General features: G+C 54.0%; 23 protein-coding genes and 1 tRNA gene. 19 read left to right on the top strand and 5 right to left on the bottom strand.

What is annotated here, in order from left to right:
* The first annotated feature begins 309 nt into the window (after positions 1-309).
* The 7 genes from ACRZ96_RS02815 to cueR all read left to right on the top strand — a co-directional run bounded on the left by ACRZ96_RS02815 (position 310) and on the right by cueR (position 7,675).
* On the top strand, positions 310-915 hold the full coding sequence (locus ACRZ96_RS02815) for a c-type cytochrome (RefSeq protein WP_480814217.1): 606 nt from the start codon (positions 310-312) through the stop codon (positions 913-915).
* A 9-nt stretch (positions 916-924) separates the two neighbouring features.
* Complete coding sequence (locus ACRZ96_RS02810) at positions 925-1,824, top strand: c-type cytochrome (RefSeq protein ID WP_480814216.1); 900 nt, start codon at positions 925-927, stop codon at positions 1,822-1,824.
* A 39-nt stretch (positions 1,825-1,863) separates the two neighbouring features.
* Positions 1,864-3,234, top strand: coding sequence for a multicopper oxidase family protein (locus ACRZ96_RS02805; protein WP_480814215.1), 1,371 nt, complete (start codon positions 1,864-1,866; stop codon positions 3,232-3,234).
* Positions 3,234-3,707, top strand: a complete 474-nt coding sequence (locus ACRZ96_RS02800; protein WP_480704796.1) for a c-type cytochrome — start codon at positions 3,234-3,236, stop codon at positions 3,705-3,707. The genes ACRZ96_RS02805 and ACRZ96_RS02800 overlap by 1 nt, the downstream gene beginning before the upstream one ends.
* A 1-nt stretch (position 3,708) precedes the next feature.
* Positions 3,709-4,437: a DsbA family protein gene (locus ACRZ96_RS02795; RefSeq protein ID WP_480814214.1), complete on the top strand. Its 729-nt coding sequence runs from the start codon at positions 3,709-3,711 to the stop codon at positions 4,435-4,437.
* Positions 4,438-4,762: 325 nt separating this feature from the next.
* Complete coding sequence (locus ACRZ96_RS02790) at positions 4,763-7,273, top strand: heavy metal translocating P-type ATPase (protein ID WP_480814213.1); 2,511 nt, start codon at positions 4,763-4,765, stop codon at positions 7,271-7,273.
* Between the two features lie 15 nt (positions 7,274-7,288).
* Positions 7,289-7,675: a Cu(I)-responsive transcriptional regulator gene (gene cueR / locus ACRZ96_RS02785; protein ID WP_170392471.1), complete on the top strand. Its 387-nt coding sequence runs from the start codon at positions 7,289-7,291 to the stop codon at positions 7,673-7,675.
* Between the two features lie 438 nt (positions 7,676-8,113).
* Here the strand turns inward: cueR and ACRZ96_RS02780 are convergent, their stop codons facing one another.
* The gene (locus tag ACRZ96_RS02780; protein WP_170662540.1) at positions 8,114-8,959 is read right to left on the bottom strand and encodes a LysR family transcriptional regulator; all 846 of its coding nucleotides are present in this window, start codon (positions 8,957-8,959) and stop codon (positions 8,114-8,116) included.
* An 86-nt stretch (positions 8,960-9,045) separates the two neighbouring features.
* Here ACRZ96_RS02780 and ACRZ96_RS02775 point away from each other — a divergent pair, with 86 nt between their 5' ends.
* The 4 genes from ACRZ96_RS02775 to ACRZ96_RS02760 all read left to right on the top strand — a co-directional run bounded on the left by ACRZ96_RS02775 (position 9,046) and on the right by ACRZ96_RS02760 (position 12,504).
* The gene (locus ACRZ96_RS02775) at positions 9,046-9,513 is read left to right on the top strand and encodes a cytochrome c (protein WP_170610631.1); all 468 of its coding nucleotides are present in this window, start codon (positions 9,046-9,048) and stop codon (positions 9,511-9,513) included.
* A gap of 13 nt (positions 9,514-9,526) precedes the next feature.
* On the top strand, positions 9,527-10,435 hold the full coding sequence (locus ACRZ96_RS02770) for a c-type cytochrome (RefSeq protein WP_480704805.1): 909 nt from the start codon (positions 9,527-9,529) through the stop codon (positions 10,433-10,435).
* A 158-nt stretch (positions 10,436-10,593) separates the two neighbouring features.
* Positions 10,594-11,475, top strand: coding sequence for a cation diffusion facilitator family transporter (locus tag ACRZ96_RS02765; RefSeq protein WP_480814212.1), 882 nt, complete (start codon positions 10,594-10,596; stop codon positions 11,473-11,475).
* A gap of 147 nt (positions 11,476-11,622) precedes the next feature.
* Positions 11,623-12,504: a hypothetical protein gene (locus ACRZ96_RS02760; protein WP_480704809.1), complete on the top strand. Its 882-nt coding sequence runs from the start codon at positions 11,623-11,625 to the stop codon at positions 12,502-12,504.
* Between the two features lie 76 nt (positions 12,505-12,580).
* Here the strand turns inward: ACRZ96_RS02760 and ACRZ96_RS02755 are convergent, their stop codons facing one another.
* The 3 genes from ACRZ96_RS02755 to ACRZ96_RS02745 all read right to left on the bottom strand — a co-directional run bounded on the left by ACRZ96_RS02755 (position 12,581) and on the right by ACRZ96_RS02745 (position 15,130).
* Positions 12,581-13,228 (bottom strand): response regulator, encoded by a 648-nt coding sequence (locus ACRZ96_RS02755; protein WP_480704811.1) that lies wholly within the window; start codon positions 13,226-13,228, stop codon positions 12,581-12,583.
* Positions 13,225-14,550 (bottom strand): sensor histidine kinase, encoded by a 1,326-nt coding sequence (locus tag ACRZ96_RS02750; RefSeq protein WP_480814211.1) that lies wholly within the window; start codon positions 14,548-14,550, stop codon positions 13,225-13,227. Before ACRZ96_RS02750 ends, ACRZ96_RS02755 begins: the two co-directional genes overlap by 4 nt.
* 181 nt (positions 14,551-14,731) lie before the next feature.
* Entirely contained in the window at positions 14,732-15,130 is a 399-nt protein-coding gene (locus ACRZ96_RS02745; RefSeq protein ID WP_170392759.1) for a MerR family transcriptional regulator, read from the bottom strand.
* A 99-nt stretch (positions 15,131-15,229) separates the two neighbouring features.
* Between ACRZ96_RS02745 and ACRZ96_RS02740 the strand changes: the two genes are divergently transcribed.
* Together ACRZ96_RS02740 and ACRZ96_RS02735 are read left to right on the top strand one after the other, a co-directional pair.
* A complete protein-coding gene (locus tag ACRZ96_RS02740; RefSeq protein WP_170776185.1) occupies positions 15,230-15,553 on the top strand; it encodes a hypothetical protein in 324 nt (107 codons plus the stop codon).
* Between the two features lie 4 nt (positions 15,554-15,557).
* Complete coding sequence (locus ACRZ96_RS02735) at positions 15,558-15,776, top strand: GDCCVxC domain-containing (seleno)protein (protein ID WP_480704817.1); 219 nt, start codon at positions 15,558-15,560, stop codon at positions 15,774-15,776.
* 289 nt (positions 15,777-16,065) lie between these two features.
* On the opposite strand, the gene ACRZ96_RS02730 is transcribed toward ACRZ96_RS02735, so the two are convergent.
* Positions 16,066-16,155: transfer RNA gene (locus tag ACRZ96_RS02730), tRNA-Ser, on the bottom strand.
* A 123-nt stretch (positions 16,156-16,278) separates the two neighbouring features.
* On the opposite strand from ACRZ96_RS02730, the gene ACRZ96_RS02725 reads away from it, so the two are divergent.
* The 6 genes from ACRZ96_RS02725 (at position 16,279) to ACRZ96_RS02700 (ending at position 20,273) form a co-directional block, all read left to right on the top strand.
* Positions 16,279-17,121, top strand: a complete 843-nt coding sequence (locus ACRZ96_RS02725; protein ID WP_170421599.1) for a DUF2059 domain-containing protein — start codon at positions 16,279-16,281, stop codon at positions 17,119-17,121.
* Positions 17,121-17,927 (top strand): DUF2059 domain-containing protein, encoded by an 807-nt coding sequence (locus ACRZ96_RS02720; RefSeq protein ID WP_480814210.1) that lies wholly within the window; start codon positions 17,121-17,123, stop codon positions 17,925-17,927. The genes ACRZ96_RS02725 and ACRZ96_RS02720 overlap by 1 nt, the downstream gene beginning before the upstream one ends.
* 210 nt (positions 17,928-18,137) lie before the next feature.
* Positions 18,138-18,755, top strand: coding sequence for a 50S ribosomal protein L21 (locus ACRZ96_RS02715; RefSeq protein ID WP_170421606.1), 618 nt, complete (start codon positions 18,138-18,140; stop codon positions 18,753-18,755).
* A gap of 11 nt (positions 18,756-18,766) precedes the next feature.
* Positions 18,767-19,036 carry a 50S ribosomal protein L27 gene (gene rpmA / locus ACRZ96_RS02710; protein ID WP_010440093.1) on the top strand — a complete coding sequence of 90 codons (270 nt, stop codon included), beginning with the start codon at positions 18,767-18,769 and terminating at the stop codon, positions 19,034-19,036.
* Between the two features lie 95 nt (positions 19,037-19,131).
* On the top strand, positions 19,132-19,740 hold the full coding sequence (locus ACRZ96_RS02705; protein WP_170509934.1) for a LysE family translocator: 609 nt from the start codon (positions 19,132-19,134) through the stop codon (positions 19,738-19,740).
* Positions 19,737-20,273 (top strand): GNAT family N-acetyltransferase, encoded by a 537-nt coding sequence (locus ACRZ96_RS02700; protein WP_170393085.1) that lies wholly within the window; start codon positions 19,737-19,739, stop codon positions 20,271-20,273. Before ACRZ96_RS02705 ends, ACRZ96_RS02700 begins: the two co-directional genes overlap by 4 nt.
* The last annotated feature ends 2 nt before the right edge of the window (positions 20,274-20,275 follow it).

Genomic DNA, 20,275 nt, shown 5'->3' with positions numbered 1-20,275 from the left:
CTGCTCATGCACATGGCGGTGATTCACAGCATGTGATTGACCAAACCGACTCTGCGGACGTCGAACATGTCAAGCAGGGTCATCCCGGGCATTGTCATGGCGGAGCGATCTGCAACGCTGTTGGACTATTTTTGATGGGTCCAACACTGCCTGGTCCCCAAGGCACGGAACGAAGATACTCGATCCCTCGGGCTCAATACCGGGTTCTTAGTATTATCGCGTTTGACCCACCACCGCCGCGTGTCCTGATCTGACGAGTCGAATTGCGCTCAAGATGGGCGCGTCGAAGCAGACGAAAAGGACAAATAAATGAACTTTCTAAAAATGACTACAGGCGTGGCCCTGGTTTCTCTATTTGCGGCGGCCGCCTTGGCGCATGGTGGCGCAACCGGCGTCGTCAAAGAACGCATGGACGGTATGTCCGCGATGAAGGACAGCATGAAGGCCCTTACACCGATGATGCAGGGGAAAACGCCCTACAATGCGCAAACGGTACGAAGCGAAGCCAAGAAAATCGGAAGCCACGCCGGTGAGAGCATGACTAAGCTGTTTCCAGAGGGATCTGATGGCAAACCCTCGGAGGCCAAATCGCAAATCTGGCAGGATTGGGGTTCCTTTACAGAAATAGCCAGACAGTTGGAAATCTACTCAGAAGGCCTTGCGCTTTCGGCAGACAACGGGCTGATGGCGTCCGGATCGGGTCATGGTTCCGGCATGATGGGCGGCAAATCCATGATGGGAGGTCGTTCCATGAGGGGAGGTGGTTCCATGATGGGAGGTGGTTCCATGATGGGCAGCGGGATGATGGCTGGCAGTCCAAACTTAGCACAGCTGTCTGAAATGCCGGCAGATGGTGTGTTCATGATGCTGAGCCAGACATGCTCGGCGTGTCACACGCGATTTCGGTCGGAATAGGAATGCATCATGAAGCCGATAATACGGTTGGGTCTTGCTGCCGCCGTTACGGCGTCAGCAGGGTTTGTTGCTGTGATGGCTTGGCCGATTGGCCAGCCCTTACAAGCTCTCGACATTCAAGGTGACGTTAACCGCGGGGCGTATCTGGCAAGGGCAAGCGGCTGTATCGCCTGCCACACAGACTTTGCCAAAGGAGGTGCGCCCTTGGCCGGTCGGGTGGAGTTGGATACCCCGTTCGGCACGCTCTTTTCGCCGAACTTGACCACAGATCCCGATCACGGGATCGGTGATTGGACCATCGAGGAATTTGCCCGCGCTGTGCGTCAGGGTGTATCGCCAGACGGGCAGCCCTACTACCCGGCCTTTCCTTATCCGTTTTATGCGAATTTCACGGATCAGGACATCGCCGATCTCTGGGCCGCCTGGAAAACGGTTGCACCGGTAGCGGAACCGTCAAAAGAGCAGGAAATGGTGTTCCCCTTCAATCAGAGATGGGGCCTGAAGCTGTGGCGGGCGGCATTTTTGGAACCGCCGCGGACCGATCCCGTACCGGGCAATGATGATGTATGGAACCGGGGCCGGTTACTCGTTGAAGGTGCCACGCATTGTGCCGCCTGTCACACCGGGAGAAACCTGGCTGGCGCAAGAAATTCGGACACGGAACACTTCAAGGGAAGTGACTATCTGCCGGGCGGTGACAAGGCACCGGCCATCGACTTTGAGACCCTGCAAATGCGTGGGTGGACAGTTGTTGATCTGGCCTACGCGTTGCGCACCGGCGTCATGCCTGATGGCGATGTCTTCGGCGGCGCCATGGGAGAGGTCGTAAACTATGGCACCAGCTTTCTGACAGACGAAGACCTGAAGGCAATGGCGACCTATCTGCTGGATGTGCACGACGGGGGATAATCCAGTGCGAGATCAAGTATTCTTTGGAAGGAAGTCCTAATGAAGCTCAATCGCAGGCAATTCGTTGCAGGCACGTCGGCACTAATCGCAGTGCCGACTATTGGGAGGTCGGCTACCGCCGCCCGAATAATCGAGGCGCGTTCAGGATTGGCGCGTGTTGCACCCAACAACTATCCGGAGACCGAGATATGGGGATATGATGGCGGTGTTCCGGGCCCTGAAATTCGAGCCCGGCAAGGCGAAACGGTTCGCCGGACACTCCTGAACTCGCTACCTCAGCCTACAGCAATCCATTGGCACGGATTGCGGGTTCCGAACAATATGGACGGGGTACCGGGCCTTACGCAGGAGGCTGTACCAACCGGCGGCAAATTTCAGTATGACTTGCCTCTGAAGGACGCGGGGACCTTCTGGTATCACTCTCACAACCAGTCAACGGAACAAGTGGCCAGGGGCCTTTACGGCGCGTTCATTGTCGACGAAACGGACCCGCCGGACACGGACCATGACATCACGATCCTTCTGGATGATTGGCGGTTGGGTAAGGACGCTCAAATAGTAGATGATTTTGGTGCAATGCATGATTGGACCCATGCAGGTCGGATGGGAAACTACGTTCACGCGCGCATATCGCCAATGACCGAAGTTTTGACGAACCAGCGATTGCGAATTCGAATGGTCAACGTGGCAACTGATCGGATCATGTATGTGTCAGTAGGTGGCGCAAACGGGAAACTGGTCGCTTATGATGGCATGCCTGTAAGGCAGCCAGAAGATTTCGAAACACTTGTTTTCGGACCTGCGCAGCGAGCAGATTTGATCGTCGACGTCACAGCGGAATCGAACGAAGCCGTTCAAATAACTCTTCACGAACGCGATGAATCATTTGTTATCGCTGAGATCCCGGTTTCGGGAAGCGGTACATCTGCCAGTCGCGGTGAGATTGAAGCTCTGCCACCCAACCCTGTTTCTTTTCTTGAAGATGTTTCTGACGCCTTAAAGGTTCCATTGGTGATGGAAGGCGGGGCGATGGGCGGACTGCGTCAAGGTACTTACAACGGCCAAGTCATGAGCGCTAATGAGTTGGTTCAGGAAGGACAGATCTGGACATTCAACGGAGTCGCAGGGTTACCCGAAGACCCGCTCGCTTCTGTTTCGCGTGGCGACATAGTCCTTATTCAGATGCAGAACGACACTGTCTTTGCGCACGCCATGCACTTGCACGGGACGCACTTTCAGGAAGTTCTGTCGAACGGGAGCCTGGGACCGTTGCGAGACACGATACTGGTTGACCGGATGGAAACGCGGGAGATTGCGTTCGTTGCGGATAACCCGGGGGACTGGCTGTTTCATTGCCATATGCTGTCGCATCAGGCCGCTGGAATGAAGACCTGGCTGAGCGTGGCGTGATGAACAAGAGCGCGGCGAAATGGGTGTCACTAGCTGCTGTGGTGATCATTGTCGCGGTCGCTGGCTGGGGCCTGAGCGGGCGTGCACAAAACAGTGCATCAGCGGATTCGGCACGTGGTGCAGTTTTGTATGCCGAAAACTGCGCGTCATGCCACGGGGCAGATTTGGAGGGTCAACCAGATTGGCAGACACCTGATCCAGTTGGCGTCTTGCGAGCTCCCCCGCATGACCGAACAGGGCACACCTGGCATCACGGCGACAAGCTGTTGTTCGATTATACAAAACTTGGCGGGTACCAAACTTTGAAGCAGATGGGTGTCACTGACGTCAAAAGCGGTATGCCAGGTTTCGAGTACACTCTGTCGGATCAGGAAATCTGGGACATCCTCGCCTTCATCAAGGAGAGTTGGCCGGATCGGGAACGCAAGCTGCAAGAGCAGCGCACCGAGGCAGAACAAACGGAAGGAAACTGACGTGAAACGATTTTTTGCAGGCTTAATTGCCATCACTATGTCGATTGGTGCTGCTATGGCGAGTGCTGACGAATTGTCTGACTCCGATGTAAAACGGCTGGCTCTGGAAGCCATAATGGAAAACCCCGAAATCATCATGCAGGCGATTCAATTGCTTCAACAGCGCGAAGATCAGGCAAAAGCCGAAGCCATTGGAAACGTCTTGGAAAATCAGCGTGAATTGCTGGAACAGAATCCGAATGCGCCTGTCATCGGAAACCCGGAAGGTGATGTAACCGTAGTCGAGTTTTTTGACTATAACTGCCCATATTGCAAACGCGCGGCCCCGGTCGTGAAAAACGTAATCGCAGGCGATTCCGATGTCCGAGTTGTTTACCGAGAATGGCCCATACTCGGAGAAGGTTCCGACTTCGCGGCACGCGCCGCGCTTGCCTCACGTAATCAGGGAAAATATGAAGAATTTCATTGGGCGCTTATGGCTCTGAACGGTCGTGCCACTGAGGCCAGTGTCCTGAAAGTTGTTCGGGAACTTGGCCTGGACGAGGATCAATTGCGCGCAGACATGGAGGCGCCGGAAGTCGACGCGCATATTCAGGTGTCCATGGAATTGGCCCGGCAGCTTGGCTTCAGTGGCACCCCTTCGTTTGTGATTGGAGATGCGCTTGCCCCGGGTCTGATCGCCGAAGATGAAATGACCCGGCTAATCGAGGCAGTCAGAGACGCAAGATAGAACTAAGGGACGACAGCATTTGCGCTCCTAAACTTCTGTTGCGAAAGTGGCTTCGTATCCCTCGGACTCTGAGCTGCAAGGATATGATCAAGTTGATTGGTGCTTAAGACACGTACCCTGCGGTTTTTCATGTCAAAGTCCAACTGTGCGGAGGAACTTACTGTGTCAATGGCTTTGTCTATAGCTGACTTGCGGTGCCCGCAGCTCATATCCGGGATACTTAGCGTCGTCATGAATGATGAGAAAGAAAGTCAGCCTCATCCCTTGACCTTCCACTTGCTGGAACCCTTATGTTGCCCGTCAGCAGAACATACGTGGTGGCAATATGACTGAAAATTCACATGCGCGGTTCCAGGTTCAGGGTATGAGCTGTGCTTCCTGCATTGGGCGCGTCGAGCGCGCATTGAAAGATGTGCCAGGGGTAGATGCCGCTTCGGTTAATCTCGCCAGTGAAAGCGTTCAGGTCGATTTCCGCGATCCAGCCGATAAAGCGGCCATTGCTGATGCGTTAAACCGCGCCGGATATCCGGCGCGGACCGCAGAGGTCACGCTGGATATTCAGAACATGTCCTGCGCATCCTGTGTAGGGCGCGTTGAACGAGCCCTGGAAGCCGATGGCGGCGTCTTGTCCTCGTCGGTCAATCTGGCCACTGAAAGTGCAACTGTGCGTTTTGCTGAGGGAGTCACAACACCCGAAGCAATCGCGGCGCTTGCGGCATCTGCCGGCTATCCGGCGAGCCTGCGATCCGCAACGCAGACCGAACCACAAGACCGCAAAGCGGCAGAGATCAGCCATCTGGCGCGGCGAACAAGCTTCGCCGCTTTGCTCGCTTTGCCGGTATTCATTCTCGAAATGGGCTCGCATGTTATTCCGGGCATGCACCACCTGATAGCGAGCACCATCGGCATCCAGAACAGCTATTACCTGCAATTCCTTCTGACCACGATCGTTCTTTTTGGGCCAGGCTTGCAGTTCTACACCAAGGGATTCCCTTCCTTGGTCAGAGGCGCGCCGGACATGAATTCTCTGGTGGCTCTGGGCACTTCGGCGGCCTATGGGTTCTCGCTTATCTCGACCTTTGCGCCGGGTGTTCTTCCGGTCGGAACCGCAAATGTCTACTACGAGGCCGCAGCGGTGATCGTGGTTCTTATATTGCTTGGGCGATTCCTCGAGGCGCGCGCCAAGGGTCGAACTGGTGAAGCGATCCGAAAACTGGTCGGTCTGCAGGCAAAAACAGCGCGAATTGAGCGCGACGGATCGGTTGTCGAGCTACCGATTGAGCAGATTGTTGTAGGTGATATTGTGCACGTTCGACCGGGCGAGAAAATCGCGGTGGATGGTGCCGTAATGACCGGCACGTCATATGTCGATGAAAGCATGATCACCGGAGAGCCGGTTCCCGTCGAAAAAACCGAGGGCGCAACTGTGGTCGGGGGGACCGTAAATGGCGCGGGTGCATTGACGTACCGTGCTGAAAAGATCGGCGCAGACACTATGTTGGCCCAGATCATTCAGATGGTCGAACAAGCACAGGGTGCCAAGCTTCCGATTCAAGGCCTGGTCGACCGCATCACGCTGTGGTTTGTGCCGGTAGTGATCGCAGTGGCCGTTGTGACAGTGCTGGTATGGATGTTGTTCGGACCCGATCCCGCGCTTAGCCTGGCGTTGGTGGCCGGGGTTGCGGTACTGATCATTGCTTGCCCCTGCGCCATGGGGTTGGCCACACCTACTTCCATCATGGTCGGCACTGGCCGCGCTGCCGAGATGGGCGTCCTGTTCCGAAAGGGCGATGCCTTGCAAATGCTGCAGGAAACCACCGTTGTTGCGGTGGACAAGACGGGCACCCTGACCGAAGGGCGTCCGGAGCTGACCGACCTGATTGTGGCCGAAGGAATGACCGAAGACGAGGTTCTGCACCTTGTTGCTGCCGTTGAGGTCACATCCGAACATCCAATCGCCACAGCCATCGTGCGCGCGGCAGAAACCCGTGGTCTGGAGCTTTCCAAGCCAGAAGACTTCACGTCGATCACCGGTTACGGGGTAAGCGCCTCAGTCGAAGGCCATAATATCCTGATCGGGGCCGACCGCCTGATGAGTCGCGAAGGGGTTGAAATGGGCGCGTTGTCTGATCGGGGCGCTGAACTCGCAATCAACGGAAAGACTCCACTTTATGCTGCCGTAGACGGGGCTATCGCGGCCGTAATCGCTGTGGCGGACCCAATCAAAACCACCACGCCGGACGCAATCGAAGCTCTGCACGGGCTGGGCCTGAAAGTAGCGATGATCACCGGTGACAATGCCGCTGCTGCCAAATCCATTGCAGCGCAGCTTGGCATCGATCATGTCGTGGCTGAAGTTCTGCCCGAGGGTAAAGTATCCGCGTTACAGGATTTGCGTTCAAATGGCGGAAAACTGGCCTTTGTGGGTGATGGCATCAATGATGCGCCTGCTTTGGCGGCAGCTGACGTAGGAATTGCGATCGGGACAGGCACTGACATTGCCATCGAAGCGGCTGACGTCGTTCTGATGTCAGGCGACCTGACGGGCGTGGTCAATGCCTTCGATATTAGTCAGCGCACCATGCGTAACATCCGCCAAAACCTGTTCTGGGCGTTCGGCTACAACACACTGCTCATACCGGTTGCGGCAGGGGTGCTTTATCCGTTTGGCGGCCCGCTGCTGTCGCCGGTTTTGGCCGCAGGTGCCATGGCTCTCTCCAGTGTATTTGTCCTGACCAATGCGCTGCGGTTGCGCTGGGTTATGCCGATCAAAGTTGGGCGAGAACAGATCTCGCAAAACACCGAGCAAACGCTGCGTTCAGTGCATGCTGGATAGTATAGGAGAACCGCTGTGAATATCGGAGATGTAGCAGAACGTTCGGGTCTGCCTGCCAAAACCATCCGCTATTACGAGGATATCGGGTTCATCAAACCCAAGCGGAGCCTCAATGGGTATCGCCATTTCGACGAAAAGGAACTGCACAAGCTGGCCTTCATCGGGCGGGCCCGCTCATTGGGCTTTACCATTGAGGATTGTCGTTCGCTACTGGCGCTTTACGAGGACAAAGAACGCGCAAGCGCGGACGTGAAAGAAATTGCAAAACAGAATCTGAAAGAGATCGACGATAAGATTTCCGATCTGAAGGCGATGCATGAAACACTGTCTCATCTGATCGAAGAATGCGCTGGCGATCACCGCCCAGACTGTCCAATTCTAAAAAACTTGGGCCAAGCGTAGTTGACCTTGTTGTTTGATCTGCCTCCAAGTTTGGCAATCTTTTTCTTCAGACGTGGCAATCCGCTCTTCTCTAGTGCGTGCCGCACTATCAAATGTAGTTTTGTTGGCTTCGGGTCAGCACTAGGGACGGCTTCGGCACAAAAAGCGGGTGGGGGGGGTGTCATAGGAAAGCGTCATAGTGATTAAAGTCGAGTAACCTTTGCCGGCAGTTATCGAAGGCGCATTTAGGTCCCTTAGGGCGGAAAGCACTCCTTACCTCAAGTCCGCACAGCGCAAACTAGACGATAGCAAATTCGGTTATCGTAGTGACCGGCAAACTGCATCAAGAGGTCATTGTCCTAACAGCTTGTTAGTAAGACTTTGGTTTGAAATGTCTGCGTCGTGTATCGGCTTGAAGCTCCATCCTAATGCTCGCATTTGATTTAAAAAAAATCAGCGTCATCCAGTAAGAACAGTGGCTAAGCGTTCAACCAACACTCGTTGAACGATTGCAAATCTTGGTGTGTTCGCAATTTCGTCCAGCGCCGCAACCCAGAGCGGAACCTGAATTTCTGGAGTGATGTCGTGAGACTTTCGAAGTCTGGAATCCGCGTCGCCAAAAAAAGTAGGCAAAAACGTTTTGCCGACTCCTGCGGCTGCCATCTGCTGAAGCACCAAAAAACTGTCTGCCCCGCTGATCATTTGGTCAGCACTGACATTCGCTTTTAACCATTTGGCAGGAAGTGAACGGCTTAACGCGCCATCTAGCCTCAACCATTTGCGATTGGGGGAGCCGTCGTCAAAGACTCCGAAAGACAGTGTTCCGGCACGCTGTCCGATCAGACCCTCCCCGAGCTTTATCGATGGGCGCACGGCGATGTCTGCGCTTAACCGGGACAAATCATGGTGACTATTCCCGCTTAGCAAAGTCAGCTTCAGGCCGGGGTAAAGCCGTGCGATCTCATTTAGTATTGAAGGTAGAACAATCTGGCAAAGACTGTCTGTAGATGTAATTCGCACATGGCCCGTAGGGGACTGATTTGCACCGACAATCGCGCGTTCGACCGATAGCACCGCATCTTCGACGCTTTCCATAGCCGACAGAACTGCTCTGGCCTCGGGCAGGGCAGAGTATCCCGAAGGGCTTTTCTGGAAAATCACACAGCTATTGCGCTCTTCGAATGCGGCTACCCTTCGCAACACGGTCGCATGCGTGACGCCCAGTGCCGCTGCCGCTGCATTGAGTGAGCCGTATTTGCTTACGGCGAGCGCGTACCGAATATCATCCCAGTTTGCATTGTTCATAAATTAACAAGTGTCGACCAATAACAAACAATTACAAGAAAAATCGTTCAAGCTAACATTCGGAGCATTAAACAGGGAGACACATCATGAAGAAGAAGTTCTCAGTATTCGCGGCAGGTCTTTTATCATTGGCCGCCATTGGCACAGCCATCGCCCATGAAAGTGAAAATCCGGCTGTGAAAGCTCGTACCTCAATCATGCAACTCTATGCCTTCAATCTTGGTACACTTGGCGGAATGGCTAAGGGAGAGGTCGATTATGATGCCGAGGCCGCAACTCGGGCCGCGAATAATCTTGTTGTACTGACACAAATCGATCAATCCGCGATGTGGCCCCAGGGATCTGACAATGTGTCCGATCCGACCACCCGTGCACTGCCTGCGATCTGGGAGAACTTCCCTGACGTGGGTGCAAAAGGGCAGGCCATGGCAGACGCCGCTGTTGCGATGCAGGCTGCGGCAGGTCAAGATGTTGATGCCCTAAAAGCAGCCATGGGCGATCTGGGCGGAAGCTGTTCGGCATGTCACAAAGCATACAGAGCTCCAAAGAACTGATTGGGCACTGACGGTGCGGCGCTTTCTTTTCTTTGTCGCAATCGTCATTGTGTTGGTCGGGTTGGCCGGTTTGGTGCTGACCCGACCTCAACGAATGGAGCAATCACGACTCGACGGTTTGAACCCAGATCTTGCCAGAGGTGAAATCGTGTTCCACGCGGGGGGATGCGCATCCTGTCATTCAGCGCCGGATGCGGTCGGTGAAGACAAGCTCGTGCTCGCTGGTGGTCGCCGGTTTGAGACGGAATTCGGTACGTTCATTGCCCCCAACATTTCCAGTGACCCGGAAACTGGTATCGGATCCTGGTCTGCCCTGGATCTGGCCAGTGCCTTGATCCATGGAACCGGACCCGAAGGGCAGCACTATTTCCCAGCGTTTCCCTATACCTCTTACGCCAACATGTCGGCCGAAGACGTGGTTTCGCTACACGCATTCCTCGGCACGCTGCCAGCGGCCGCAACGGAAAGTGTTGCGCATGACGTAGGTTTTCCTTTCAGCGTTCGGCGCGGATTGGGGGGATGGAAGCTCTTGTTCATGTCATCAGGCTGGGTGGTTGAAGGTGATCTGACCGACCAACAAAAACATGGCAGGTATTTGGTCGAGGCGCTGGGTCATTGCGCTGAATGCCATACCCCGCGAAATGGTTTAGGGGGCCTGAAACGAGACCTTTGGCTGACGGGTGCACCAAATCCAAATGGGAAAGGTCGTATCCCCGGCTTAACCTCAGACCAGCTTGATTGGTCAGAGGCAGACATTGCCGAATACCTAAAATCTGGCTTTACACCAGACTATGACAGTGCGGGTGGTGAGATGGTGGAAGTCATCGAGAACACCTCACGGCTGACGGATGAGGACCGTTTGGCGATTGCCGCCTATCTCAAGGCTGTTCCTGTTTCGTCGACCGGGCTTTCATCCGAATAACAGTCGTTTGGCGCCACGCAGCGGCGACCAGATGATGTCGCCGATAGGATGCCGTAAGACCTATTCCCTTTTCGCCAAACACCTGTTTTACGTTTTGAACACCGGAGCTCACCAATCACCCGAGTTTCTGTTCATAATTGACTGAGGGTCGCGGCCAAATGACACAAAAAATCGCTCTTTGGTCTATCCCGATATCCATTGCGGTACTGGCCCTGAAACTGTTGGCTTGGTGGCTGACAGGTTCGGTGGCTTTGTTGTCAGACGCAATGGAATCAACCGTGAATGTTGTCGCGGCTTTGTTGGCGTATTTCGCAGTTCGGGTTGCCAATAAGCCCCCTGACCAAAACCACCCCTTTGGTCATAAAAAAGCGGAGTATCTTTCAGCCGTGGTTGAGGGCGCGCTGATTGTGTTGGCGGCGTTCTTGATCATCAGAGAAGCTGTACTGGTGCTCCCGAACCCGCATCTTGAGGATGCGCCGCTGCTTGGAATTGCCGTCAATATCGTTGCAACGGGTGTGAACGGTGCATGGGCCTACCTCTTGCTTAGGACAGGTAGGCGCGAGGGATCGCCCGCCTTGGAAGCGAGCTCCCGCCACATTTTTACGGATGTTATGACTTCTGTTGGTGTCGTCGTAGGACTGATACTAGCGCTTGTCACCGGCTGGTTGATCCTTGACCCGATCCTGGCAATTCTTGTTGCGCTGAACATCTTGTGGGAGGGTTGGAAAGTTATTCGGGCATCCGTCGATGGCCTGATGGATGTGAGCCTGTCGGAACATGACTTGCAGACTGTTTCTAATGCAATCGAAGCAAACCTCGGCGCAGCCTTAGAGTATCATGACCTCAAAGGGCGCAGATCCGCGAATGTTATCTTTGTAGAGTTTCACCTTGTTGTGGACGGCACAATGCCAGTCAGCGCAGCGCACGATATATGTAACGACATAGAGGAAGAACTAGAGTGTCTGTACCCGGGTTCCGTCTTTGTCATTCACCTCGAACCTGATGACGAGTTGAAAGGCGACGGGGTTAATCCCCACTGAACTGCTCATTTGGTTCTGCAAAAAATCTATTGGTTTGACTGATCTGATTAAGACGTTCGGCTTGAAATTCGTCAGACCTAAGCCCGATGTGGGAAAGTCGGACCGGTAGTAGCCTGTCTCCAATGTCACGAAGCGTGTCGATCAAAATTGGAGGCGAAAATGAAAATTCAAAGAAAGCTGGGTCAACTTCTAAGTACCGCGGCGTTGGCTTCGTCGATTGCCGCGACGCCTTATGTGCCAACCTTTGATAAGGATGGTCGCCTACTTTTTGAACCGTCATATGCCTTTGCCAAAAGCGGCAAAGGGAAAGACGGGGATGATCGTGACGATGACAGGGATGATGATCGTGACGATGACAGGGATGATGATCGCGACGACGATCGGGATGATAATTCGGGGTCGGGTAATAGCGGCCGTGGTGGCGACCGAGATGATGATCGTGATGACGATAGAGACGATGATCGAGACGACGACAGAGATGATGACCGGGACGACAATTCGGGATCAGGAAAAAGTGCTCGCGACGACGATGATGATGACGATAATGACGATGATGACTCCAAACGCTCCAATAAGGGCAGCGGAAAGAAGGATAAGTCTAATTCAGGGGGTAAATCGTCGGGTTCGGCTGGGATAACAAAGGTCGAAACGAACGCCAAGGGCATTGAGGTGCGTTACGCCGACGGAACCAAGGAAGAGATCGAAAACGGGCGGTATGAGAGAAAGAATGCTCAGAACCGGACTGTTGAGGAACGCCCCGCGACAGGCGCTGACGTTTCAAGGCTTCGGTCCTTGGCGAATGGTATCTCAATCGACAATGTACGCTCATCTGGGCAAGGCGGCACTGCTGGAAGTCGACCCACGAAAATCGAACGCCAAGGCAACAATATCGAAGTAAATTATGCCAATGGTTGGAAAGAGGAGATCGAGTTTGGGCGTTACGAGTTGAAAGACCCTTACAACCGGACTGTTGTTGAAAGAAACGCAACGGCCTCTGATCGCCGGAGGTTACAGTCGGTTGCTAACTGAGCTGCAATTCCAGTCGATAATCCGTTGGCGGCTTCTTTTTGGTGAGGGGCCGCCACCGTCGTCAAAGAGACCGCAGCTATTCTCCCTTGTTCCAAACATCATGTGCAATGAGCGCGGCCTCTACCCGATTTCGCGCATGAAGCTTGGACAGAACTGCGGTCATGTAGTGCTTCACGGTCTTTTCCTGGAGGTCTAACTCGTCAGCGATTTCACGATTACTCAGTCCTTTGGCCACACGTCTCAGTATTTCTTCCTCACGATGTGTAAGGTCATCTAGAATGCTGCTGTTAACAGACATGCCGGTGTCAGCGTTGATTTGAAGAAGTACCCGCGAGGCCAAGCCAGGAGAAACGAACCCTTCACCTGCGGCGATGCTGCGTAAAGAAGCGGTTAGTTCGCTCGCGGTTACTCCCTTCACAATGTACCCAATCGCACCCGCCTCCAAGGCGTCCGCGACATCGCCGCTGTTCTCTGAGACCGTCAAGATTGCAATGACGGGTGGATTTGCCATTGCCGCGATTTTACGTGTCGCGCTTATCCCGCCACCGGGCATCGAGAGGTCAAGAATAGCTATGTCCGGCTGATGCGCGCCGACCAGCGATACTGCCTCTTCAGCACTGGACCCAGCGGCTAAAACTTCGAAGCCATCAGCTTCATCCAACGTGCGTTGCAAACCATCCCTGAATATCGGGTGATCATCGGCTATTACGACAGATGTGGTCATGATGTGCCTAACTTTCTGGGAAATAGTGTCATAGCTATGGTGGTGCCTTCGCCCGGCCTCGATGCGACGTCGAACCTGCCACCAATACTCTCGACCCGATCTCGCAAGCCCATAAGCCCCTGGCCACCATCGTCTCGCAACGCGGTTTCTTCTGACCTGTCAAATCCTGGTCCGTCGTCTGTGATCTTTACAACTATGCGGTCGTTCTGCGCCTCAGCGATAACAGTGCACTTGGAAGCTGGAGCATATCTCGCCGCATTGGAAAGCGTTTCCTGGAGGAACCGAAAAACGCACAGTTTGTCGGACAATGACAACTCCGGAGCCTGGCTACCCAGGAATGAAATATCCGGTCGCAACGGGCTGTGTTCGGCGTGATCCTCTACGGCTCTCTTGACAACATCGACGAGTGACAGGCTATCGATATCTGGCGCGGACAGCCCTCGCGAAATTGCACGAATTTCAGCCAGCGATTTTTGCAAAGACTGCTGAATTTCCACTGCCTCTTTAGGCCTTTCCGACTCTTTGGAAAACGCCGCCTCCAGTCTAAGGGCGGCGAGCGACAGGTATTGCGCAGGGCCATCATGTAGCTCAGCTCCAAGATTCTTGAGGAACCGATCTGTTTGCGTGGTATATCTTTCTGACGCCTCGACCACACGCGACCGCAGCAGCGCATTCTGCTCAGCCATCTTCTCACTTTCTTTCAACCGCTGTTTAAGAAGAGACCCCTGTCGTCGAATTGTTTTGTCGCCAATTGCGACGATGGAATACAGAACAATAGTACTTGCCAGAAATGCGGAGCCGACGACCAACCAACTTGTTCGCCTGGCCTTGGCTAAGTCTAACTCAAGCTGGTCAGCTCTTTCGTAGAACTCCGCAACTGCGATGATTTCGCCGGACCAGAGTTCGCGAATTGGGCTGTAAACTTCCAGCAGTGGTATCCCCAATGCCGCCTCGGCGGCGCTCTCGGCATGATCAAGTTCTTCGAAGGAGCCGGAGATATCACCGTTCCACGCTCGCCTTAAATCATCCGTTGGATTGAAACGGTTTCCTATGATGTCTGTATCCGAGGCATGCGCAATCACACCGCCTTGCTTCCAGAATTTGTAGGAAACGATACGGTCACGCATTGGCTGGGTCATGAAAATCTCATCCAGCGCCAGGCTCGCCTGCTCAGAAAGGCGGTCGCCATGTGCCAATTCCTGGCTGAGCGGGGAAACTACGCTTTCCATATACAGCGCTGCGGAGTTGGCGGAGTTTTGCACGACTGCGTTCTGAATTCGATTAGACACCCAGACCCCAACGATTGCGGTAGCAGTACCCATCACGAAGATACTTGCCGCAAGAAAGACTCGCGACAACGACCAATTGCCAATCGTCAGGTCAGTTACTTTCGCTCTCATCGTGAAATCGACTATGAACTACAATCTATTACCGCACCACAGACCTTGGTCTGAGGTGATCTGGCTAAATCTCAGACCCTGAGTTTCCGCCCTGTGTCCAGAGTCAGATATCATCCATCGTTCGCAGACTTTGCAGCATCGGGCAGTGAACGTTACCACTATCACAATTGGCGGTAAGCTCACTCAAGGCACGCTCCAGACGTCTGAGCTCATCAATCTTGCTTCGAACGCTGGCAATATGCGCCTCGGCCAATTCTTTCACTGACCAGCAGTCTTCGGCACTTCCTTCTGACAGCTCTAAAAGCGCCTTTGCGTCTGGGAGAGGAAATCCCAGGTCGCGGCACCTCTTCAAAAATCGAAGTCTTCCCACATCGCTTGCTGAAAAGAGGCGACGATTGTTCAGAGCTCGCACAGGTCTTGGTACGATACCTTCGCGTTCGTAGTAGCGGATGGTTTCTATGCCAACCCCGGATTGCCGGGAAGCCTCACCTATCGCAATCATGTGAAGTGCCTCCACTTGATCCTGTAGTTACTACAGGAGTTATACGCTCTGAATACCGGTGCTTCAACACAATCAAATCGAGCATCTCGGGAGCAAAAGATGAAGAAATACGTGAACCTCAGCTACTTGGGATCGGTTTCAGCTCTGGGCGTCGCAACATGCTGTGTTCTTCCAATGGCCATGATGTTGTTAGGCTTGGGCGGCAGTTGGTTGGCAGTATTCGGAAAAATAGCGGCGGCAAGCTACTGTGTTCTCGCCGTCTCAACAGCGCTGGCCGCGGTTTCGTGGTTCTTAGCGCATCTAAACGGGGCGTTGGCAAATCTGAAATGGTGGCTTGTCGGAAGCACGGCGACTACCGCGTTGGCATGGGTCATCGTGTTCAATGAGGCTCAAATCAACGACTATCTAATCATGCAGATGTGAGACAATGACAAATCAAACTGTGGTGCTCAATAGCACTTTGACCTGCCCAAAGTGTGGGCACATTGAAACCGAAAGAATGCCAACTGACTCGTGCCAGTGGTTTTATGAATGCAAATCATGCAAGGCAGTCTTGAAACCGTTAGAAGGCGATTGCTGTGTCTTTTGTTCCTACGCAACTGTACCGTGTCCGCCAATTCAGTTGGGGGATAGCTGTTGTGGATAGGTCTTACTACGGGTCGGATTGATTGACTGCGGACAATACCGAAGGAGTAAAAGATCTAATACTTTTGGCCCGATCCAGCCGTTGGGCAATGGTTCTTGAACGACTGCTCGGCCGAAAATAACAAATTGGAAAGAGGGCGCCGGGCACAGTAGCTTTTTTGGGGCAAGGCAAATGAAAAACTACTTCAATCTATTTGAAAACGGACCCATCCGATGCTCAACGACAAGTGCACTCGGTCGTGAGTAGGGCATCGAGACTGTATTCAGGAATGTTGCTGGTAGCAAAATAGTGGCGGAGAGACAGGGATTCGAACCCTGGGTGGGCTTGCACCCACAACGGTTTTCGAGACCGCCCCGTTCGACCACTCCGGCACCTCTCCGCGGGGGTCTGTGAGGGGGGGATTTAGTGGTGAACGGGCAGGGGTGCAAGCAGAAAGTTCCGGATTTTGACGATAGTGGGATTTTCCATTGCCAGAGGTAAGAAAACACCTAGGCTGATATGTATGACTTACTTTATACGCCAGTTCGCAATCAGCCTCATCCTTCCAATTTTCTCACTTGGTGTCATGGCCTCGCCATCTCAGGCCGCCAGTCAGGATCAGATTGAGGCGTTTCTGACCACGACAGGGTTTGATGTTGCCTTGGAAAGCATAGCGCAGGCCTCTGCTTCGGCCCCGCAGATGCTGGGTATCGACCCTGACGGCTTCGGATCGGATTGGGCGCGTCTGACCGAAGAGGTGTTTGATACCGCTTTGATGCACGAAACGGCCGTCTCGATCCTTGAACAGACGCTTAGCGAAGAGGCGCTGGTCCACGCGGTCTCGTTTTACGCCTCGGAGTTGGGGCAAAGACTGGTCGTTGCTGAAAACGCCGCTCATATGGATGACGATGATGATGCCAAACAACTGGCCGGGCAAGAAATCGTCTCGAAGTTGATAAAAGAAGGCTCATCTCGTGTTGAAAGCCTGAAACGCATGAACCGTGCGGTGGACGCCAGCGGAACCTCGCTGCGCGCGCTGCAAGAGATCCAGGTGCGGTTTTTGCTGGCGGCAAGTGCGTCTGGCATTATCGACATGCAACTGAGCGGAGATGAACTGCGCGCGATGATCCAACGCAATGAAGGTGAGTTGCGTCGATCTCTGCAACTATCAGCTTTGGCAGGGGCGGCTTACACCTACCAGGATTTCTCGGATGAGGATGTCGACGCCTATGTTGACGCTCTGGAACAGCCTCTGATGCAGGAGGTCTATGAGCTGTTGAATGCGATCCAATATGAAATCATGGCGATGCGGTTTGAAGTATTGGCCGCCCGCATGGCCGAATTGCGCCCGGCGCAGGATATCTGATGCGAGTTTTAGCTACGGCACTCTGTTTGACGATCTGGGCACTGCCTCTGGCCGCAAGCGAGCGTGCTGAAAGACTGATGCAGGCGATGCATATTTTGGATTTTATGAAAATTCTTAGTGAAGAAGGCGTGGCGCAAGGGCATGCAATCAACGAGTCGATGCTGAGCAGCTCAGGAGGAGCCTATTTTTTGGCGCAAGTTGAGGATCTGTACGATCCGACTACGATGCACCAGCAACTTTCGCTGTCTGTTGGCGAGATGATGTCCGATGCGCAGCTAGAACAAGCTTCGATCTTTTTTGAAAGCGAACTGGGGCAAAGCATCGTTTCTCTGGAAAATTCGGCGCGCCGGGCCATTGCAGATGACGCGATCGAAGAGATGGCACGCAGCGCTTACGAACAGGCTGATCGCGAGGGCATGTTTTTTCGTCTTGTAGATGAATATGTGCAGGTCAACGACCTGATCGAGAAAAATGTGCAAGGCACCATCAGCGCTGATTATAGTTTTTACCAAGGACTTGCCTCTGGGCAAAGTGCCCTGTTCGACGATGCATCCGTGTTGCAGGAACTGCTATCTCAGCATGAGAACACCAGGGCAGAGACAACTGAATGGATGTACTCGTTCCTTTTATTGGCCTATCAGCCGTTGAACGAGTCTCAGATGCGAGAGAACATCGCCTTTTCCCGCACCGATGCGGGTCGGGCCTTGAATTCCGCTTTGTTCATGGGTTTTGATGAAATGCTAAACGGCATCTCTTACCAGCTTGGTCAAACCGTCGCGCAAGCCATGAAAGCGTCGGATCTCTGAGCCGCAGATTTTTGGTTGACTTTCTTCATGAATGCTTCGATAAGCGCGCATCCCGGCCGGCTTTCCGCGCCGGGTATCGTTATTCTTTGACCTGATGGCATGTGCCAAAGGTCATTCACACAGCCCGAAAAGGGCGCGCTGTTCGAGGTGGCGAAAGCCGGAAACACCCAATCGGGGACCACAGAACGCGGTCAGACAAAGGAAAGACGCATGTTTGCGGTCCTCAAGACTGGCGGCAAGCAGTACAAGGTTCAGGCGGGCGATGTGCTCCGTGTTGAAAAGCTGGCTGCCGACGCAGGTGAAAAAGTTCAATTCAACGATGTTCTGATGCTGGGCGGCGACGCACCGGTTGTTGGTGCACCTTTCGTTGAAGGCGCAGGCGTACAGGCCGAAGTGATCGAACAGATCAAAGGTGACAAGGTCATCAAGTTCGTCAAGCGCCGTCGTAAGCACAGCTCGAAGCGTACCGTTGGTCACCGTCAGAAACTGACTCTGGTCAAAATCACCGACATCCTGTCGTCGGGCGCTGACAAGTCGGGCATCAAAGCTGCAACCGGTTCGGCACCGGCTGGCGAAGCTGCTCCGGTGGCAAAAAAGCCTGCCAAGAAAGCTGAAGCCAAAGCAGAGGCACCCGCCGCAGCTGCTGCCGCTGACGATCTGACTGCTCTTAATGGTGTCGGCCCTGCCGCTGCCAAAAAGCTGGTTGAAGCCGGTATCGAAAGCTTTGCCGCTCTGGCCGCCTTGTCGGACGAGCAGATTGCTGCTATCGACACCATCAAAGTGAAACCCGAATGGGTTGAGCAAGCCAAAGAGCTGGCTCAGGGCTAAGGAGAGAGAGAATGGCACATAAGAAAGCTGGCGGTTCCTCCCGTAACGGTCGCGACTCAGCGGGTCGCCGCCTTGGCGTGAAACTGTATGGTGGCCAGGCCGCCATCGCAGGCAACATCATCGTGCGTCAGCGCGGCACCAAGTTCTGGCCGGGCGAAGGCGTAGGCATGGGCAAAGACCATACCATCTTTGCAACTGTCGATGGCGCCGTGAAGTTCCATAAGGGACTTAAAAACCGCACCTTTATTTCGGTCCTGCCAGTGGCGGAGGCCGCAGAGTAAGCCGAAACCCAGAAGGTTTAAGAAAAATTCATGGGGGACCGGCACAAAGTGCCGGTCCCTTTTTCGTTTTAACGCAGTCGTGATCACCAGAACCGATGACAGTCGCAACCACCAGTTTCCTGATTTTTGCCGCTTCGCAGGTTGGCACGCCGGGACCGGCCAATATGGTCCTGCTGGGAACAGGTGCGCGTTTTGGCTTTCGGTCGGCACTGCCCTTTGTGGGCGGGGTCATTCTGGGTAAACAGCTGATCATCTGGCCGGTTGGTTTTGGCCTGATGCAAGTGGCCGATCAGGCGCCGTTGGTGTTCGAGACACTCAAATATGCTTCTGCTGCATATATTTGCTGGCTCGCGTGGAAAATTGCCAATCTGCGGCTTTCCCGAGGTCAATCGGATAAGCAAGTGCCCGGTTTTCTGGCGGGGTTAATAGTGCATCCTCTTAACCCTAAGGCTTGGGCAATGATTATCGCAGGCTTCACCGGGTTTGTGGCAACAGGAACACCCAGTTTTGAGGCAACCCTTACGATCGCTCTCTGTTTGTTAATCTGCCAGATCGTATTGCACCCGATCTGGACATTTGCAGGAGATCGGATCGCCCATGCGGTTGAAGGTCGGCCTGCGGAAAAATATCTGATGTGGACGTTAGCCAGTTTGACAGTTGCGTCCGTACTTTTTGTGTTGTTCGGAGGAGGAACGCACTCATGAAAATTGAGGCAATAATAAATCAGCCGGTCATTGAAACCGAGCGGTTCGACCTTCGCCCTCTGCGTCGGTCGGATTTGGGTCTCATTGAGCACTATGCAGGCGATGAGCGTGTGGCGCGCATGACGACATCGATCCCGCATCCATTGCCGCCCGGCTCGATTGAGGCGTTTGTGATGCGCGCGATGGCCGAAGACCGGGACGAGGATGTCTGGGCAATGGATGCCACAAAGGATGGTGGCCCGGAGCTGATCGGACTGATTTCATTGACCCGGCTGGATCGCAACCAGTCCGAGGTCGGCTATTGGGTCGCCCCGGTGTATTGGAACACCGGCATTGCATCGCTGGCCGTTGAAACGCTGGTCAACGCCAATCCGCTGGAAAACGCGACCATGTTCGCCAGCGTGTTCCAGGACAACCCGGCCTCGGCCCGGGTTCTGACCCATTGCGGGTTCCAGTATCTTGGCGATGCGGAAACCTATTCGGTGGCGCGCGATGCGAATGTGCCCACCTGGACCTATACAAAGAAACTCTGACT

It is taken from the genome of Ruegeria sp. CF1, assembly GCF_056537445.1.
The sequence above is the reverse complement of the archived record's forward strand: the minus strand, read 5'-3'. Positions and strand labels throughout refer to the sequence as shown.

Coding starts and splice junctions, on each gene's coding strand:
- ACRZ96_RS02790 (WP_480814213.1), top strand. CDS start 4,763: ATGACTGAAAATTCACATGCGCGGTTCCAGGTTCAGGGTATGAGCTGT.
- ACRZ96_RS02735 (WP_480704817.1), top strand. CDS start 15,558: ATGACAAATCAAACTGTGGTGCTCAATAGCACTTTGACCTGCCCAAAG.
- ACRZ96_RS02750 (WP_480814211.1), bottom strand. CDS start 14,550: ATGGGTACTGCTACCGCAATCGTTGGGGTCTGGGTGTCTAATCGAATT.
- ACRZ96_RS02740 (WP_170776185.1), top strand. CDS start 15,230: ATGAAGAAATACGTGAACCTCAGCTACTTGGGATCGGTTTCAGCTCTG.
- rpmA (WP_010440093.1), top strand. CDS start 18,767: ATGGCACATAAGAAAGCTGGCGGTTCCTCCCGTAACGGTCGCGACTCA.
- ACRZ96_RS02805 (WP_480814215.1), top strand. CDS start 1,864: ATGAAGCTCAATCGCAGGCAATTCGTTGCAGGCACGTCGGCACTAATC.
- ACRZ96_RS02700 (WP_170393085.1), top strand. CDS start 19,737: ATGAAAATTGAGGCAATAATAAATCAGCCGGTCATTGAAACCGAGCGG.
- ACRZ96_RS02810 (WP_480814216.1), top strand. CDS start 925: ATGAAGCCGATAATACGGTTGGGTCTTGCTGCCGCCGTTACGGCGTCA.
- ACRZ96_RS02780 (WP_170662540.1), bottom strand. CDS start 8,959: ATGAACAATGCAAACTGGGATGATATTCGGTACGCGCTCGCCGTAAGC.
- ACRZ96_RS02725 (WP_170421599.1), top strand. CDS start 16,279: ATGACTTACTTTATACGCCAGTTCGCAATCAGCCTCATCCTTCCAATT.
- ACRZ96_RS02765 (WP_480814212.1), top strand. CDS start 10,594: ATGACACAAAAAATCGCTCTTTGGTCTATCCCGATATCCATTGCGGTA.
- ACRZ96_RS02745 (WP_170392759.1), bottom strand. CDS start 15,130: ATGATTGCGATAGGTGAGGCTTCCCGGCAATCCGGGGTTGGCATAGAA.
- ACRZ96_RS02755 (WP_480704811.1), bottom strand. CDS start 13,228: ATGACCACATCTGTCGTAATAGCCGATGATCACCCGATATTCAGGGAT.
- ACRZ96_RS02715 (WP_170421606.1), top strand. CDS start 18,138: ATGTTTGCGGTCCTCAAGACTGGCGGCAAGCAGTACAAGGTTCAGGCG.
- ACRZ96_RS02705 (WP_170509934.1), top strand. CDS start 19,132: ATGACAGTCGCAACCACCAGTTTCCTGATTTTTGCCGCTTCGCAGGTT.
- ACRZ96_RS02800 (WP_480704796.1), top strand. CDS start 3,234: ATGAACAAGAGCGCGGCGAAATGGGTGTCACTAGCTGCTGTGGTGATC.
- ACRZ96_RS02720 (WP_480814210.1), top strand. CDS start 17,121: ATGCGAGTTTTAGCTACGGCACTCTGTTTGACGATCTGGGCACTGCCT.
- ACRZ96_RS02775 (WP_170610631.1), top strand. CDS start 9,046: ATGAAGAAGAAGTTCTCAGTATTCGCGGCAGGTCTTTTATCATTGGCC.
- ACRZ96_RS02815 (WP_480814217.1), top strand. CDS start 310: ATGAACTTTCTAAAAATGACTACAGGCGTGGCCCTGGTTTCTCTATTT.